The organism is Streptomyces sp. CB00316 (genome assembly GCF_001905595.1).
Lineage (GTDB): Bacteria > Actinomycetota > Actinomycetes > Streptomycetales > Streptomycetaceae > Streptomyces.
In genome coordinates this window covers 285,699-301,388 of sequence record NZ_LIXI01000002.1, presented here as the reverse complement: position 1 = coordinate 301,388, position 15,690 = coordinate 285,699, and the positions used below count along the sequence as shown (strand labels likewise).

The following is a 15,690-nucleotide window of genomic DNA, read 5'->3' as shown; positions in this document are numbered from 1 at the left end:
CCACGCACTGTGCGTGGGGTTCACCTCGCATTACGCTGGTCCGACGATCGCCGAACCCGATGGAGAGCGAGACTTCGTGGCCTGTGACCTGTGGCTCGTCCCCCTCGTCGATGTGCTGTGCCACAGCCCCGACAACCCGTTCGCCGAAGAGATCGCCGTCTACGACCGGGCGCTGAACGACGCGGGGCTGCCGCCCGTCCCCGTCTTCGCCTACATGCCGGGCCTCAACGGGGACGTGGCCCCGGTCGCGGGCTTCGACTACGACGCCCTGCACTTCCTGCGCCGCGCCTACCTGCTCCAGCTGAGCGGTCTGGCCGTCACCCCGGTCGAGGGACTCGGCGGCGACTACGAGCAGCTGCTGGAGATGTTCGAGCAGACCGCCCAGCAGTCGCACCTGGTCTGGCACTACGACCACGCCGGGGCGTACGTCCCGGTCGACTTCCCGCACCCGCTCTCCGACGACGCGCTGCTGGAGGGCGGCGGCCCCCTGGGCTCCGCACACGGCCTGCTGCGGGAGCTGGAGTACGTTGCCCCGTCCATCGGCATCGACCCGGCCAACCCCCCGGCCGCCCCTCAGCCGCCGCCGGGCCCCACGGCCCTGGAGGAACCGGCGACCGCGGTCCCCTACGACGACAGTCCCTTCGCCAGGGAGCGCCACGTCTGGCTGGGGCTGCACGCGGCGGCCACACGGTCGCTGGCGCAGGGCTCGATGATCATCTTCAGCTGAGCCACCGGACACCCCCTAGCGCGGCGCCTCCGGAGGCCGCTGCCGGGGCATGTTCGGCCGGGCGGCGACGGACGGCATGGAGAACCGGCCCGGCAGCCCACCGGGCTCGGCCCGGCCACCCGCACTGCCCGACACCAGCGCCTGCGTCCCCATGGGCGCGGGCCCCGCCCGGAACTCCACCATCCAGTCCGCCGTCTCGGAGCGCACGAGCTCCGTGATGTCCTCGGAGAACCGCCGCAGCACCCCCAGGCACCGCTCGGCCGCCTCACTGGCCGTCCCCTCGGACGGGCCGAGCATCTCCCGTACGCACTCCGACGCCCAGTCGAACTGGAGCACCTGGAGCCGCCGCTGCACGGCCTGCGCCGTGGCGAGGTTCCTTATCCAGCCGGAGGTGAGCCCGAAGTACCGGTCGCAGCCCATGCAGGCGGCGCCCAGCAGCAGCGAGAGGTACCCCCACCCGGCGGACCCGCTCAGCGTCCCGGTCAGGTCGAGCAGGGGCAGCGCGGCCCCCGCGACGGCCCCGGCGGCGGTGCCCAGCCGCAGGGCCCGCGCCCCCCGGCGCTTCCACGCGCGGTCGTGGAGATACCAGTCCGCCGTCGCGAGGGCGCCGGACTCGACCCAGCGGTAGAGCCCGTCGAGCCGCTCGGCGGGCTCGCCCCAGTCCCCGAGGGGGAAGGGCCGCCCGGTCAGGTCGCGCCCGCCGGCCCCGGAGCCACCGCCCCAGGCCCCACCGGGACGGGCGCCGCCGTTCCCGGCCCCGCCGCCCCCCGATCCATCCTGCGCGCCGGCTCCACCGGCGCGGGAGCCAGAAGCGGAACACTCAGCTCCGCTCTCACCGGAACCCGCGTCGGACTCCTTGCGGGGCGGCCCCTCGGGCTGCATCTCCGGCTGACTCACCGGGGCACTCCTTCGCACTCTGACGGACGGAACGGACGCTCGGGGCTTCCTCGCGGGTAACTCTGCGTCACCACACATGCGCGCATGTGTACCGATGTGCATGCCCTTCCTACCGCCGAATGGTGGTCTGCGGAGTCGAGATCGCGGGATTCCCGCCTGCGCAGGGCCGCTGGTCAGGTATAGGAGCCTTCGCGACGGTTGACGAAACTCACCCGAAAGAGTTGGTCCCGGGTGGGTGAAGCGCGGTGACCGAGGAGCACGTAGGCTCGGCTTACCGAAACATTTGTCGTCGAAATGCCAGGAGTGACCGTGATTCCCGGTGGTGGCCAGCCCGATATGCAGCAGCTGCTCCAGCAGGCCCAGAAGATGCAGCAGGACCTCGCCGCGGCCCAGGAGGAGCTGGCGAGGACCGAGGTCGACGGACAGGCGGGCGGAGGCCTCGTGAAGGCCACCGTCACCGGCTCCGGCGAGCTGCGGGCCCTGGTGATCGACCCCAAGGCCGTGGACCCGGAGGACACCGAGACGCTCGCCGACCTCGTGGTGGCGGCCGTCCAGGCGGCCAACGAGAACGCGCAGGCGCTCCAGCAGGAGAAGCTCGGCCCGCTGGCGCAGGGCCTGGGCGGCGGCTCGATCCCGGGCCTGCCGTTCTGACGGGCCGGGCCTGCGGGAGCTGACGCCGGAGGCCTACTGGTACCGACCCGTACCCACTACGGTACGGAGCAGGAAGCAAAGAAAGGCGTTCCGTTGTACGAAGGCGTTGTTCAGGACCTCATCGACGAACTGGGCAGGCTGCCCGGCGTCGGTCCCAAGAGCGCGCAGCGGATCGCCTTCCACATCCTGCAGGCCGAGCCCACCGACGTACGCCGCCTCGCCCACGCCCTCCTGGAGGTCAAGGACAAGGTCCGGTTCTGCGCCGTGTGCGGCAATGTCGCCCAGCAGGAGGAGTGCGGGATCTGCCGCGATCCGCGCCGCGACCGGAGCGTCATCTGCGTGGTGGAGGAGCCCAAGGATGTCGTGGCGATCGAGCGGACGCGCGAGTTCCGGGGCCGCTACCACGTCCTGGGCGGGGCGATCAGCCCCATCGAGGGCGTCGGCCCGGACGACCTGCGCATCCGTGAGCTGCTCGCCCGGCTCGCGGACGGCTCCATCACGGAGCTGATCCTGGCGACCGATCCCAACCTGGAGGGCGAGGCCACCGCGACGTACCTGGCGCGGATGGTCAAGCCGATGGGCCTCAGGGTGACCCGGCTGGCCAGCGGCCTGCCGGTCGGCGGCGACCTGGAGTACGCCGACGAGGTCACGCTGGGCCGCGCGTTCGAGGGGAGGCGGCTGCTGGATGTCTGAGACCACGGCCACGCGTCCCCGGCCCTCGCCCGTACTGCCGTCTGCTTCACCGTCTGTGACCGTGCCCACGGGAGGTCCCCCCGATGTCTGACGCCACGCTGAACTCCGTCACGCAGGACCCGGGCGACTTCGCCGTCCAGATCGCGGACCAGATCAAGACGTTCATCGTCGCGGTCACCGAGGTCTCCAAGGTCGACGAGCCGGAAGAGGCCGTCCCGGTCCTGCTCCTCCAGGTCTCGCAGCTCCTGCTCGCGGGCGGTCGCCTCGGCGCGCACGAGGACGTCCTCCCCGACGAGCGGTACGAGCCCGACCTCGGCCCGGAGCCGGACGCGGACGGCCTGCGCGAGCGGTTCGCGGCCCTCCTGGAGCCGATCGACGTCTACTCCGAGGTCTTCGACCCGTACGAGCCCCGCAAGGCCCCGGTCCCGCACCGCATCTCCGACGACCTCGCCGACCTGGTCACCGACCTCGGCCACGGCCTCGCGCACTACGAGGCGGAGCGCACGGCCGAGGCGCTGTGGTGGTGGCAGTTCTCGTACTTCTCCAACTGGGGCTCCACCGCCTCCGCCACCCTCCGCGCCCTCCAGTCCCTGGTCGCCCACATCCGCCTCGGCCAGCCCCTGGAGGAGCTGGACGGCCTGGACACCGACCAGGACCCGGGCGAGGACGACCTGGCGGAGGAGGCGGGCCGCGTGATGCTCCACGAGATCGCGGGCCCGCTGGGGCTGCGGCCGGTGAAGTAGCCGGCCCGAGCCGGTGAGGCAGCCGCCCGGAAGCCGGTGAGGCAGCCGCCCGGAACGAGGACGTCCGCCCGCTTTCGCAGCCGGTCCCACGGCGAGTTCAGTCGTGGGGCCGGCTGCGTCGTGCTGTGCTGCCGCGGGCGGGGCGCGGCCCCTGGCCGAGAAGTGGTGGCTGGTGACACGTATCGGACACCGGCGCGTCCACTGCTCGGCGGCGGGCGTTGTCCCCGCGGCCGACAGGAGTTGGCCGGAATCCTTCATCGGCTGACGGACTCCCCGCGACGGGCCCCTGTTCACCGCTGTCGCTCCGGATCGGCCGAGGTGACCGGTGTCCGGCCGCACGCGCACGGCGGCCGAAACATAGTGGTCAACAATGCGATGGCAAGCATGCGTTTTTGGCCGTGATGCTGGTCAATACCGGCCATTGGCTCAGTCTGCACCCTTTCTTGGTTGCGTGGATCCGCGCGCCCACTCGACAGTGATGTGAGAGGTGCGCGGTTGCTTTCCAAAGTCTGCATGCGGGGCATCGAAGCATGACGATTCGTCAGGGCGGTCCGAAAGTGGCAAGTAGCGAACGGAATCTCTGGTTCCGGAAATTCGGCACCGATACACGGGGGGCCGCGAGGGCCGGTGCGCCGTTCGAACTGGTCTGTTTTCCGCACGCCGGCGGCTCCGCCGCGTACTGGCGAGGGCTGGCCGTGGAGCTCGCCGATGACGCGGACGTCCTGGCCGTCCAGTACCCGGGCCGCCAGGACCGCTACCGGGAGCCGGCCGTGGCGGACCTGCACCGGCTGGCCGATCTGATCGCCGGGGTGCTGGGCGGCTCCGGAGACCGGCCCCGGGTGCTGCTCGGGCACAGCATGGGCGCGTCCCTGGCGTACGAGGTGGCCGCACGGCTCTCCCGTACCCCTGGCGGCGGCCCCGACCTGCTCATCGTGTCCGCCCGGCGGGCCCCGAGCGCGCCCGAGCCGGGCTGGGGCTGGGTAGGGGACGACGCGGCCCTGGTCGCGAGGGTGCGGGCGCTCGGCGGAACCGACGCCGCCTTCCTCGACGACCCCGAACTGCGGGAGCTGGTCCTGCCCGCGCTGCGTGGCGACTACGGGGCCCTGGCCACCTACCGGGGGACGCCGGGGAGGCCGCTGTCCTGTCCGGTGCTGGCCCTCGCGGCCGACGGCGACCCGGAGGCACCCGTCCGGGAGGTCGAGGCGTGGCAGGGGCACACCTCGGGCGATTTCCGCCTGCGGGTGTTCGAGGGCGGCCACTTCTACCTGGGCAGCCGGGTCGAGGAACTCGCCGACCTGATCCGCGGCAGCGTCACGGCCACCCGCGGCTGATCACCCAGCTCGGCGTTCACCCGTCACGGTATCCGGGGGTAACGGAATACAACACCACCCGGACATCCCGAATCCGCCGAGTGAACGTCTTGTGTTCGGAAACGGGGCTTGTTCTCGGCGAGCCCGCCGGTCGAATTCCGCGGTTCCCGACGATCCGCAAACCGACGTCGAATTACGGGGGATGTACATGCTGTTCCGGATGCTGGGCCCGCTGGAAGTGGATGGAGGGGGCGTGCCCGTGGGACTGGGAGGAACGCGGCAGCGCGCCACCCTGGGGTTCCTGATGATGCACGCCAACCGGGTGGTGGCCAGCAGCCAGCTGATCGACGCGCTGTGGCCGGCCGGCCGGGCGCCGCAGTCGGCGCGCAAGATCCTCCAGAACTCCGTGTGGCGGCTGCGCAGAGCCCTGCCGCTGGGCGACGGGGAGTTCACGGGTGTGAGGCTTCGGAGCCAGGCGCCCGGCTACATGCTCTGTGCCGAGCCCGACCAGATCGACCTGTACCACTTCCGGCGGCTGGCCCAGTGCGGGCACGCGGAGCTGGCGGCGGGAGCGCCCCGGGCCGCGGCCGTCCTGCTGCGTGAGGCGCTGGCCCTGTGGCGGGGGCCGGTCCTGGCCGACCTGGTCGAGACCGGTATCGACTGGCCCGAGCTGGCCTCCGTGCAGAACGCGCGGCTCGACGCCCTGGAGGACTTCTTCGAAGCGGAGCTGGCATGCGGCCACCACCACCGCGTCCTGGCCGAGCTGGAGAAGACGGTCGCCACGGAGGTGCTGCGGGAGCGGCTGCTGGGCCAGCTCATGCTCGCGCTGTACCGGTCCGGGCGACAGACGGACGCGCTCGACGTCTACGCCGGTGCGCGCGCCGCCATGGCCGAGCGGCTCGGTCTCGAACCCGGGCACGCCCTGCAGGCACTGCAGCAGGCGGTCCTGACGCACGACCCGGCGCTGATACCCGTCGGCATCCGCGAACAGATAGAGGTGCGGATGACGTGCGCTCCTCCGGAACCCGCTCGGGCGGCGGCCGGGCCCGCCGCGCCGCCGCCCGCCGAGATCGCCTCGGGACCGCCGCCGGAGGCGGAGTGCCGCGTGGGGCCTCAGACGCGGCCCGAGCGGGTGGACGACGAACCGGCCTCCCGGCCGGTGCCACGGACCATGGTCGCCGAGCGCAAGGAGGTCAGCGTCCTGATCGCCCGGGTCCAGCTGATGCCCGACGCGGCGGGCGTCGACCCCCAGCGGATGGACGAGGCGGTGGAGCAGGTGGCCGCGACCATCCGGGGCGAGGTCGAATGCCTCGGAGGTACGGTCGCGGCGTCCATCGGGCCGATCTCCCTGGTGCTGTTCGGTGTCCCCGAGGCCGGCGACGACGACGCGGAGCGGGCCGTGCACGCCGCGCTGACCATCCGGGACCAGCTGACCCGGATCGCCGACCCCGGGGAGCCGGACGGCGGCCGCACCCGAGGGGTGTCCGTGCAGGTCGCGGTGGCCACGGGCGAGGCGCTCGTGCGCTACCAGCCGGACCGCAGCGGCCTGCCGCCGACGGTCAACGGGGCGTTGCTGGACGAGTGCCACACCCTGCTCTCCGACACCCGGGCCGGCGAGATACGGGTCTGCGACAACACGCGCCGGTCGACCGGATTCGCCATCACCTACCAGCACGGCACCCCGTCCTCCGGGTGGACGGTCGGCGGGTTCCGCCAGGAGTACACCGCCCTGCACGCCGTACCGGTGATCGACCGCGAGTACGACCTGGACGTGCTGCGCGGGCTTCTCCAGCGCAGCCGGCACCAGGCGACGCCGCACCTGATCACCGTGCTGGGTGAGCCGGGCGTCGGCAAGACGCGGTTCGTCATGGAGTTCGAGCGGCGGGTCGCGGCCAACGCGGACGCGGTACGGCTGGTGGTGGGGCGGGTCCGGCCCGGCGGCGGCGCGCATCCCCTGGAGGCCCTGCACGACCTCCTGCTGGCCTGCTGCGGAATCCTCCAGGGGGACATGGTCGAGACGATGACGGCCAAACTCACCTCCACCGTAAGGCGGTTGAAGGCGCCGGAGGAGGACTGCCACTGGATGCTGTCCTGCCTGGCCCCGCTCGTCGACCCGGCCGCGGCACAGGCTCCGCCGGACGAAATGCTCACGGCATCCCGGGAGTTCCTGGGGGCGGTGGCGGCGAGCACGCCGCTCGTGCTGGTCTTCGAGGACCTGCACTGGGCCGATCAGGCGTTGGTGGACTTCGTCGAGAACCTGACGGCCTCCCAGGCGGGCTTGCCCCTCTTCGTGATCGTCACCGCCGGGCCGGAGCTGCTCAAGAGGCGGCCGGAGTGGGGCGAGGGCAGTCTGAACCGTCTCACCATCACCCTGGAGCCGATCTCCGACGCCGCCATCGACCGGCTGCTGGAGTTCCTGATGTCCACGACCGAGGGCGGGGTGAAGAACTCCGTCGGCGGGCTCCTGGAGGCCCTTCTGGAGAGCGGGGGCCGGGAACCGGACGCCCGGCGCCACCAGTTGCGCCGGATCCTGGCGTCCGGGTCGGCGTCCCTGCGCTACGAGAGATGCTCCGGCGGCGGTGGCCTGCCGGCCGCCGCCCCGGAGTGCACCCCGCGGCTGTCAGGACACGCGTACGGGTAGCCGCTTCGGCGTGATCAGCTGCCACGGGTTCTCGAACTCCACCGGCTCGTTGGCGTCCACCGCGATGTCCGCGTAGCGGTCCATCAGGATGTCCAGCGCGATCCGGCCCTCCAGGCGGGCCAGCGGGGCGCCGAGGCAGAAGTGGATGCCCTGGCCGAAGACCAGGCTGCTGCCGGTGTGGCGGTGGATGTCGAACCGGTCGGGGTCGGGGAAGCGGGAGGCGTCCCGGTTCCCCGCGCCGATCCACGGCGTCACCAGCTCGCCGGCGGCGATCGCGTGGCCGCCGATCTCGGTGTCGGCCGTGACGACCCGGGCCAGCCGCGGGAACGGCGGGCGCAGGCGCAGCACCTCCTCGGCGGCGTTGCGCAGCAGGGAGCGGTCGGCGCGCACGGCGGCGCCCGCTTCCGGGTGGCGGTCGAAGAGCAGCACCGCGTTGGCGATCAGCGCCATGGTGGTCGCGTGGCCGGCGAACATGGTCAGGCCGGTGATACCGACGATCTCGCCGTCCTCCAGATGCCTGCCGTCGACCTCCGCGTTGGCGAGCTTGCTGATCACGTCGTCGGTGGGCTGCTTGCGCCTGCGGCGCACCTGGTCCATCAGGTAGGCGTTCATGTCCCGTACGGCGGGGGCCACTTCGTCTCGCAGCTGGTCCGGCGGCACGGTGGCGGCGTCCACTGTGCCGAGGGCCTCGCCCCAGACGCGGAAGAGCGGCTCGTCCTCCATCGGCAGCCCGAGCAGCTCGCATATGACGGTGATCGGCAGCGCGTACGCCACCGAGTCGATCAGGTCGAACCGGTCCGCGCCGTCGACGGCGTCGAGCAGCGTGTGGGTGATCCGTTCGATCATCGGGGTCAGCCCGGCCACGGCGCGGGGCGTGAACCCCGAGTTGATCAGCGAGCGCAGCTGGCGGTGGCGGGGCGGGTCGGTGGTGACCAGGTTGCCCATGTCGAAGAAGTCGAGGTCGGGCTGCGGGGGGTTGAAGGAGCGGGCGGTGTCGGAGGAGAAGGTGGTGGTGTCGGCCAGGATCCGGGCGATGTCGTCGTAGCCGAAGACCTGCCAGCCCTTCTCCTCGTCCCGGTACACCGGAGTGGTGTCGAGCTTCGTGCGGAACCAGGAGAACAGCTCCTCGGTCGGGTCCTGCGCTGTGGCGTCCGAGATGATGGTCATGATCCTGCGTCTTCACCTTCGTCGTACGGAATGGGCGGGCGGGGCCGCGCGGGATTGCCAGACCCCTGGCACCCGGGGCCGCCCTCGCGGACGGCCCCGGGGCCGGGTCAGAGCCCCCGGAGAGGGCGGTAGGCCCGGCGGTCGACCGGGGGCGCGCCGAGGGAGTTGGCGACCGCGGCGGGCAGCGGGCCGGTCAGGGTGGGCGAGCCGGCGATGCGCAGCCCCGACTCCACGGCCCCGTCCATGTAGCCGCTCCAGCCGTCGGCGATGTCGGCGCCGGCGAACTTCACGTTCCCGTGCGGCTGCTGGATCTCGCGGTGGAGCCGCGTCAGCTGGAAGGGCTGGCGGAACGCGCCGACGCCGAGGGCGAACTCGTCGGCGTGCCAGTCGGTCGCGGTGTAGCCGAGCAGCTCGGCGTCGGGGACGATCTGGCTGACGGCGTTCTCGACCTGGTGGTGCTGGTTGACGTCGAAGGTGTCCTTCACGCTGAAGGCGACGACGTGGTCGCCTTCGTTGAGGCGGCCCATGATGCAGATCGGGTAGCCCTCCGGTGCCTCCGCGACGAACGTGTCCGCGGGGCGCTTCAGGTCGAGCCAGAGCTTCTTCTCGTGCGGTACGCCGATGCCCGAGGTGGAGGCCGCCTTGTGGGCCTTGGGCAGGGGCGGGCTGAACTGGATGGTCTTCCACACGTTGACCGGGACGGCCATGATGACCTCGGGCGCGGAGAACCGCTCGCCCGAGCGGGTGGTGACCTGGACGCGGCCCTTGCTCTGGACGACCGAGTCGACCGGGGAGTTGAGGCGCAGCGTGGGTGCCGCGTCCTTGAGGATGGCCCGGAGCAGGGCGATCGTGCCGTGCTGCGGACGGTAGGTGTTCACTCCGTGGAAGCCGTCGAAGTTCCAGCCGGAGAGCGCCCACCACTGCGAGAGGTGGGTGAACGCCCCGCGGGTGCTGGACCCGCCGTAGAGCGAGGTGGTGCTGGTGAGCCGGATCTCGTCCTCCGGCGCGTAGTCGAGCTGGTCGAGCCGGTCCCGCAGGGAGAAGCGGTCGAGCGGCTTCACCAGGTCCTCGCGGGCGAAGGGCTCGTACGGGCTGGGGAAGTGGTCCCGGGACCCGTCGAAGAAGGGGGTGAAGAGCTCGCTCTGGCGCGTGTACGCCTCGACCGGGTCGTACTCCTGGAAGCCGGTGAGGGTCGGGAGGATGGCCCGCTCCACGCCGGAGTCGGCGACGATCGGTATTCGGTAGCGGACCAGCTCCCGCCAGATGTGCGGCTGCAGCTGGTCGACCCAGGTGCCGCCGCGCTCGATCTGGCTGCCGCGCCAGGTGTCCGTCCAGGTCCGGCCGCCGATGCGGTCGCGCGCCTCCAGCAGGAGGACGCGCTTGCCCTTCTTCCGCAGCTCACGGGCGGCGGTGACGCCGGCCAGGCCGGCTCCCACGATGATGACGTCGAAATCGCGCCGGGCGCCCTTCGGCGTCGCATGTGCCACGGAGACGCTCGCCGCGGAGGCGAGTGTGGCGGCTCCGGCCACCTTCAGCAGGGTGCGCCGGGTCGGGCGCGTTTTGCCACGACCGGTTTCGGCCGCGTTCACGGTGGTGGATATCGGACCGCGGTCCGTGGGTGTGCTCATGTTTCTCCTCGGTGTTTCGCCGGGCTCGGGCAAGGCAATGCCGTGTCCGGAAAGCGCGGGCTCAACGTAGCCGAGGGGCGTCGATTTTCAGTCACATGTGGGTAATTCCCGCGGTCCAGGTTTGGTCACCGGACCGGTGATCGGAGAGAGCCTCCGTGGGGAGGGAAATGTGAGATTCCTGTTCCCGTCCCTCCCGTTCCAGCGGGAACGCGGAACGGGGCACGGCCGAGAATCGGCCGTGCCCCGGAATGAGATCTCGCCAAAAGCCTCAGGCGGAGGGCTTGCGGAACTGCTCGATCAGCGCGGCGTAGCTGCTGCCGGCGTGGCCGTCGGCCACCGAGCGGTCGGCCAGCGCCTTGAGGAAGCGGGGCAGCTCGGAGTTGATGCCGAGGGTCTCGCTCTCCTCGGCGAGGTGCTCCATGGCCTCCTGGTGGACGGTCATGGTGGCGTCGTCGGCCGGGTAGGAGCCGTCGTCGATCTGGGGCGCGTAGGCGGTCACGTACTCGGTGACCACGTTGATCATCGTGTTGGCCAGCGGGGCGAAGGTGGTGGCCTTCACCTTGGCGGTGCCGAGCAGGGCGGCGCCGTGCAGGAAGCCGTTGAGGATGCCCCACATGATGCCGAGCAGCGACATGTCGTACAGCGCCGACAGGCCGTGGTCCTCGTCGAGGTAGATGGTGCCCGCCGGGCCCAGCTTCCGCAGCGTCGCCTCGTGCTGCTCGAAGACGGCCTTCGGGCCGCTGTAGAGAAGGACGGCGGAGTCCGTGGCGATGTCCGGCGGGATGGCCATGATCGCGCCGTCGAGGTACAGGCCGTCGCGTCGTGCCGCCCACTCGGCCGTCTCGCGGGCCTGCGTCGAGGTGCCCGTGGTGAGGTTCACCAGGACCCGGCCCTTGAGGGCCTCCTCCAGCGGGTCGAGCAGCTCGTGCACGGCGGCGTAGTCCGAGACGCAGACGATCACCAGCGGGCTCGCCTTGACGGCGCTCTCGACCGAGCCGGCGAGGGTGGCGCCCGAGGCGACGAGCTCATCGGCCTTGGAGGCCGTGCGGTTCCACACGGTGGTGGCGTGACCCGCCTTGAGGAATGCGGCGGCCAATGCCTGGCCCATCAGCCCCAGTCCGATGACCGACACCGGTGATTGGGCTGCATTGGTGTTCGACATTGTGTGCTCCCGTCAATTTTCTTGGTCTGCATCGCGACGATGTCCGACCTGTTGCTCCTGCACCATCGCATTGCCTCGACGAGGCGGACAGTGGCAGAACTGACTGATGTCGCAAAATTCCTGCCGTACACTCGCGGCATGAATCCTGGCTCTGTTGCGCTGGCGTTGATCAACGACACGGATATGCAGGCATGCGAGGTCTATGAGACGGCCATCGCCTACGCGGTGTTCGGCGATGGTCACCTGGATCTCCACGACCCCTGGTACGACCTGCGGTTATGCGCGGTGAACCAGAGCCCCGACGCCGATGCGAAGGGATTCTCCGTACGTACCCCCTACGGCATGGACGAACTCGTCGAGGCGGACACGGTGATCGTGCCCTCCGTCCCCGACGCCGTGGTCTCCCGGGGCGAGCGGCTTCCGGCCGAGTTCATCGACGCCCTGCGCACGGCGGCCGCCCGCGGGGCACGGGTGGTCTCCCTGTGCACCGGGGCCTTCGCGCTCGCCGAGGCAGGACTGCTCGACGGGCTCCGGGCCACGGCGCACTGGACGAACACGGCGGACCTGGCCGAGCGTTACCCGAAGGCCGAGGTCGACGGCTCGGTGCTCTACGTCGACGAGGGCCAGGTGCTGACCAGTGCCGGCATGAGCGCCGGACTCGACCTGTGCCTGCACCTCGTCCGCCGCGACCTCGGAGCCCATGTGGCCAACCAGCTGGCCCGCCGCCTGGTGGTGTCCGGTCACCGGCCGGGCGGCCAGGCGCAGTTCGTGGCCCTGTCCGTCCCCGCCACCGAGGACGACAGCCTCGGCCCGGTGATGGAGTGGGCCGCGCACCACCTCGACCAGGCCCTCACCGTGGACGGCATGGCGCGGCGGGCCGGGATGAGCACCCGGACGTTCTTCCGCCGGCTCCAGGCCGCCACCGGGATGACGCCGTTGAAGTGGCTCCTCAACCAGCGCCTCTCCCGGGCCCAGGCCCTGCTGGAGACCACGGACCTGCCGATCGAGCGGATCAGCGAGCACAGCGGCCTCGGCACCGCGGCGAACATGCGGCGGCACTTCACCCTCCACGTCGGGGTCACCCCCACCGACTACCGGCAGTCCTTCGGGGCGATCCCCGCGGCCCGCCGCGGCGCCTGAACCCCCCTGGCGGGCTCCGCGGCGGGCGCCGGCTAGGCCTGCGCGGCCGCCTCTTCGGCGGTGTGCGGGCCGCTGGCGCCGTACGGGTTGTCCACCAGGTAGCGCCAGTGGCCGTTCTCGTCGCGCCGGAGCACGTCCACGGCGGTGCCCTCCAGGTGCTCGGGCTTGCCGTCCTTGTCGGTGGTCTCCATGGACCACTCGACGATCAGCATGGCGGTGTCACCGGTCACCAGGGTCTGCAGCACCGTCGCCTCGACGGAGGGCCGCCGGGACATGAAGTCGGTGACGTAGTCGCGGCGGGCCTGCCCGGTCAGCGGCAAGCCCGGCTCCCACACGCCGACCGCGTCATCGGCGTACATGGAGTTGACGGCGGCCGCGTCACCGGAGTTGAAGGCCTGGCCGAACAACTCCTGGTGCTGCTCGATGTCGTCGGTCAGAAAGCTGGTGTTCTGGGATGCGCTGGCCATGGTGAACCGCTCCGTTTCTCTTCGTTCGGATGGACTTCGCCGTGCGCCGCAGCCCGCAGAACGCGGCGGCCGGACTGACGCTACGGGCTGCCCGACACGGCCCGGCAACCGCTGGGTCTCCGCCCCCGGCCACCCTGGTGGCCTGCGGCGCAGAGCCGCCGGTTACCGTGCGCGGACCGCACGGTGACCGGCGGCCCGGCCGGTCGTCGACGGTCAGCCGGTGGCGCCCGCCGCGGGGGTCCACACGGTCTCGGCGGCGTAGTGGGAGAAGTCGCGCGGCTCGCGGCCGAGCGCCCGCTGCACCCCGTCGGAGAGGTGGGCCGCCCCGCCGTCCCGGACGACGTCGAGGAGCGTGTTGAGGAAGTCCGCGAAGCCCCGCGGGTAACCCCGCTCGACGAGGTGCAGCGCGTACTCCTCGCGGGTCACCGCCACGCGGCGGATCTCGCGCCCGGCCGCCTTCGAGATCTCCTCGGCGCACTCCTCGAAGGTCATCAGCCGGGGGCCGGAGAGTGCGTAGATCTCCCCGTCGTGGCCCTCCTCGGTCAGGGCCGCCACCGCGACGGCCGCGATGTCCTCGGCGTCGACGAAGGGCTCAAGCCCCTTCCAGTCCGGCAGCAGCAGCTCTCCGCGCGCGACCTCGTCGCGGAAGAGGCCGTCCTCGCTGAAGTTCTGCGCGAACCACGTCGGGCGCAGGATGGTCCAGGCGACGCCGGACCCGCGCACCACGCGCTCGGCGGTGAACACCTCATCTTCCTGCGGGGACTCCTCCAGGGTCCGGGCGGAGAGCATGACCAGGCGCGTGACCCCCGCGCCCACCGCCAGAGAGGTGAAGTCGGCCAGCAGCGCGGCCGCGTTCGCGCCCTGCTCGTCCACCACGTAGACCGCCTCGACACCCGCGACGGCATCCGCCCAGGTGTCGCGGTCGTGCCAGTCGAAGCGCTGGCCGCCGGAGCGGGAGGCGACCTTGACCGCCCGTCCCTTCTCGGTGAGTCGGCGCGCCACTCGGCGGCCCGTCTTGCCGGTGCCGCCCAGTACGAGAACGGGTGCTTCGCTCATCTCAGCTGTCCTTACGTGGGAGTGGTGCTGTCATCGGCCGGTCTGCGCCAGGGCGGCGCGTACGGCTTCCTGGATCTCCGGGGCCGCGAGCGCGGAGGGCGGGTCGACGAGGAACACGACCCGTGCGTACGCCGTCAGGAGGGAGTGGTCCCGCGTCGCCGCCGTGAGGAGATCGGCTACGTAACCCTGCTCAGCCTGCCACTCCTCCGTGCGGTCGCCCTCGACTCCGGGGAAAGCGAGGTCGGCGCCGGTCGTCATCTCCCAGACGTCGTCCACCGCACGGGCGGCGAGATCGGCGAAGTACGCGTGGGAATCCGGTGCTTGATCACCCGTCACATGATCGCGCAGTACGGTCGCCCCGAGCGCGGCGACGGTCATGCCCTGCCCGTAGACCGGGTTGAAGCTGCACACCGCGTCGCCGAGGACGAGCAGCCCGTCCGGCAGCGCGGGCAGCAGCTCGTAGCGCCGGCGCAGGTTGGCCGGGAAGCGGTAGGCGACGGGGTCGCCCAGCGGCTGGTGGTCCCGGACCGCGTCGTGGATGTCCGTCCCCGACAGCGACTTGAGGAAGTCCAGGAACCCGGCGGAGGTGCTGGGCGGGTAGTCCCCCAGGTAGCCGTAGGCCGTCACCACCGTACGGTCCCCGTCGATCTTCGCGCAGATCGCGCCGCGGGGCAGCTCCGGGGAGGCCACCACGTCGATGGAGATCTCGTCGGGCATCACCCCGTCCGGCAGCCGGTAGTACTGCGTCGCGTATCCGACGGAGATGGCCATCTGGTCCTCGGGCACCTCGGCGTAGCCCAGCTCCTTGAGCCAGGCCGGGGTGCGCGAGCGCCGGCCGCCGGCGTCGACCACCAGATCGGCCGACAGGGTGCTCTCCGCGCCGTCCTCGGTGACACTCACCCCGACGACCGCCTTGCCGCCGTCGGCCGTCAGCAGGCCGGTGACGTCGTGCCGCTCCAGGAAGCGCACGTTCGGCAGGCTCCGCACCCGCGCCCGGACCCGCTGCTCCAGGAAGGGCCGGCTCATCGACAGCAGCAGCATGTCCGAATGGGGCTTCGGCATCCGGTGGCCGTCCATGATCCACCGGACGTTGCCGGTGACGTCACCGGTGATGGCGCCTCCGGCGACGAGCTCCTCGGTGAAGCCGGGGAACAGCTCCTCCAGGATGTGCCGGCCCCGGGCCAGCAGGGCGTGCACATGGCGTCCCTGCGGTACGCCCCGCCTCGTCTCCGCCGATCCGTCCGGGCCGGCCAGGTCCTCCAGGCCGTCGCGCTCCACCACCAGCACTTCGGTGTAGGAGTCGGCCAGGACACGGGCGGCCAGCAGACCGGCCATGCTCGCCCCCAGCACGACGGCGCGGTTGTGGTCAGCTATGCCCACGGTGGTCACTGCTCCTCGGGTAGGTCGG

General features: G+C 71.5%; 14 protein-coding genes. 7 read left to right on the top strand and 7 right to left on the bottom strand.

Going from position 1 to position 15,690, the window contains the following annotated elements:
• The first annotated feature begins 76 nt into the window (after positions 1-76).
• Complete coding sequence (locus tag AMK21_RS05385) at positions 77-727, top strand: hypothetical protein (protein ID WP_073874710.1); 651 nt, start codon at positions 77-79, stop codon at positions 725-727.
• 15 nt (positions 728-742) lie between these two features.
• Here AMK21_RS05385 and AMK21_RS05380 read toward each other — a convergent pair whose 3' ends face one another.
• On the bottom strand, positions 743-1,624 hold the full coding sequence (locus AMK21_RS05380) for an SLATT domain-containing protein (RefSeq protein ID WP_073874708.1): 882 nt from the start codon (positions 1,622-1,624) through the stop codon (positions 743-745).
• Between the two features lie 309 nt (positions 1,625-1,933).
• Here AMK21_RS05380 and AMK21_RS05375 point away from each other — a divergent pair, with 309 nt between their 5' ends.
• The 5 genes from AMK21_RS05375 to AMK21_RS05355 all read left to right on the top strand — a co-directional run bounded on the left by AMK21_RS05375 (position 1,934) and on the right by AMK21_RS05355 (position 7,662).
• Complete coding sequence (locus AMK21_RS05375) at positions 1,934-2,275, top strand: YbaB/EbfC family nucleoid-associated protein (protein ID WP_073874706.1); 342 nt, start codon at positions 1,934-1,936, stop codon at positions 2,273-2,275.
• Positions 2,276-2,368: 93 nt separating this feature from the next.
• Positions 2,369-2,968, top strand: coding sequence for a recombination mediator RecR (gene recR / locus AMK21_RS05370; protein WP_030565138.1), 600 nt, complete (start codon positions 2,369-2,371; stop codon positions 2,966-2,968).
• A gap of 83 nt (positions 2,969-3,051) precedes the next feature.
• Positions 3,052-3,711: a DUF5063 domain-containing protein gene (locus AMK21_RS05365; RefSeq protein WP_073874704.1), complete on the top strand. Its 660-nt coding sequence runs from the start codon at positions 3,052-3,054 to the stop codon at positions 3,709-3,711.
• 530 nt (positions 3,712-4,241) lie between these two features.
• Entirely contained in the window at positions 4,242-5,042 is an 801-nt protein-coding gene (locus AMK21_RS05360) for a thioesterase II family protein (RefSeq protein ID WP_251073962.1), read from the top strand.
• Positions 5,043-5,274: 232 nt separating this feature from the next.
• Positions 5,275-7,662 (top strand): BTAD domain-containing putative transcriptional regulator, encoded by a 2,388-nt coding sequence (locus tag AMK21_RS05355; protein ID WP_234421837.1) that lies wholly within the window; start codon positions 5,275-5,277, stop codon positions 7,660-7,662.
• Here AMK21_RS05355 and AMK21_RS05350 read toward each other — a convergent pair.
• The 3 genes from AMK21_RS05350 to AMK21_RS05340 form a co-directional block, all read right to left on the bottom strand.
• Positions 7,642-8,829, bottom strand: coding sequence for a cytochrome P450 (locus AMK21_RS05350; RefSeq protein ID WP_073874700.1), 1,188 nt, complete (start codon positions 8,827-8,829; stop codon positions 7,642-7,644). The two genes, AMK21_RS05355 and AMK21_RS05350, sit on opposite strands and share 21 nt — an antisense overlap.
• Before the next feature lie 107 nt (positions 8,830-8,936).
• Positions 8,937-10,457 (bottom strand): flavin monoamine oxidase family protein, encoded by a 1,521-nt coding sequence (locus AMK21_RS05345; protein ID WP_199863113.1) that lies wholly within the window; start codon positions 10,455-10,457, stop codon positions 8,937-8,939.
• A gap of 268 nt (positions 10,458-10,725) precedes the next feature.
• Positions 10,726-11,619 (bottom strand): NAD(P)-dependent oxidoreductase, encoded by an 894-nt coding sequence (locus AMK21_RS05340; protein ID WP_073874698.1) that lies wholly within the window; start codon positions 11,617-11,619, stop codon positions 10,726-10,728.
• A gap of 138 nt (positions 11,620-11,757) precedes the next feature.
• Between AMK21_RS05340 and AMK21_RS05335 the strand changes: the two genes are divergently transcribed.
• The gene (locus tag AMK21_RS05335) at positions 11,758-12,759 is read left to right on the top strand and encodes a helix-turn-helix domain-containing protein (RefSeq protein WP_073874696.1); all 1,002 of its coding nucleotides are present in this window, start codon (positions 11,758-11,760) and stop codon (positions 12,757-12,759) included.
• A gap of 32 nt (positions 12,760-12,791) precedes the next feature.
• Here AMK21_RS05335 and AMK21_RS05330 read toward each other — a convergent pair whose 3' ends face one another.
• From AMK21_RS05330 to AMK21_RS05320, 3 genes are all read right to left on the bottom strand, one after another.
• Entirely contained in the window at positions 12,792-13,226 is a 435-nt protein-coding gene (locus AMK21_RS05330; protein WP_073874694.1) for a YybH family protein, read from the bottom strand.
• 213 nt (positions 13,227-13,439) lie between these two features.
• Positions 13,440-14,282, bottom strand: a complete 843-nt coding sequence (locus AMK21_RS05325) for an NAD(P)H-binding protein (RefSeq protein ID WP_073874692.1) — start codon at positions 14,280-14,282, stop codon at positions 13,440-13,442.
• A gap of 30 nt (positions 14,283-14,312) precedes the next feature.
• The gene (locus tag AMK21_RS05320; RefSeq protein WP_199863112.1) at positions 14,313-15,662 is read right to left on the bottom strand and encodes an FAD-dependent oxidoreductase; all 1,350 of its coding nucleotides are present in this window, start codon (positions 15,660-15,662) and stop codon (positions 14,313-14,315) included.
• Positions 15,663-15,690 lie beyond the last annotated feature (28 nt).

What these genes read in the sequence shown, in the direction of transcription:
- AMK21_RS05365 (WP_073874704.1), top strand. Translation starts at nt 3,052, where the DNA reads ATGTCTGACGCCACGCTGAACTCCGTCACGCAGGACCCGGGCGACTTC.
- AMK21_RS05360 (WP_251073962.1), top strand. Translation starts at nt 4,242, where the DNA reads ATGACGATTCGTCAGGGCGGTCCGAAAGTGGCAAGTAGCGAACGGAAT.
- AMK21_RS05350 (WP_073874700.1), bottom strand. Translation starts at nt 8,829, where the DNA reads ATGACCATCATCTCGGACGCCACAGCGCAGGACCCGACCGAGGAGCTG.
- AMK21_RS05345 (WP_199863113.1), bottom strand. Translation starts at nt 10,457, where the DNA reads ATGAGCACACCCACGGACCGCGGTCCGATATCCACCACCGTGAACGCG.
- AMK21_RS05340 (WP_073874698.1), bottom strand. Translation starts at nt 11,619, where the DNA reads ATGTCGAACACCAATGCAGCCCAATCACCGGTGTCGGTCATCGGACTG.
- AMK21_RS05335 (WP_073874696.1), top strand. Translation starts at nt 11,758, where the DNA reads ATGAATCCTGGCTCTGTTGCGCTGGCGTTGATCAACGACACGGATATG.
- AMK21_RS05330 (WP_073874694.1), bottom strand. Translation starts at nt 13,226, where the DNA reads ATGGCCAGCGCATCCCAGAACACCAGCTTTCTGACCGACGACATCGAG.
- AMK21_RS05325 (WP_073874692.1), bottom strand. Translation starts at nt 14,282, where the DNA reads ATGAGCGAAGCACCCGTTCTCGTACTGGGCGGCACCGGCAAGACGGGC.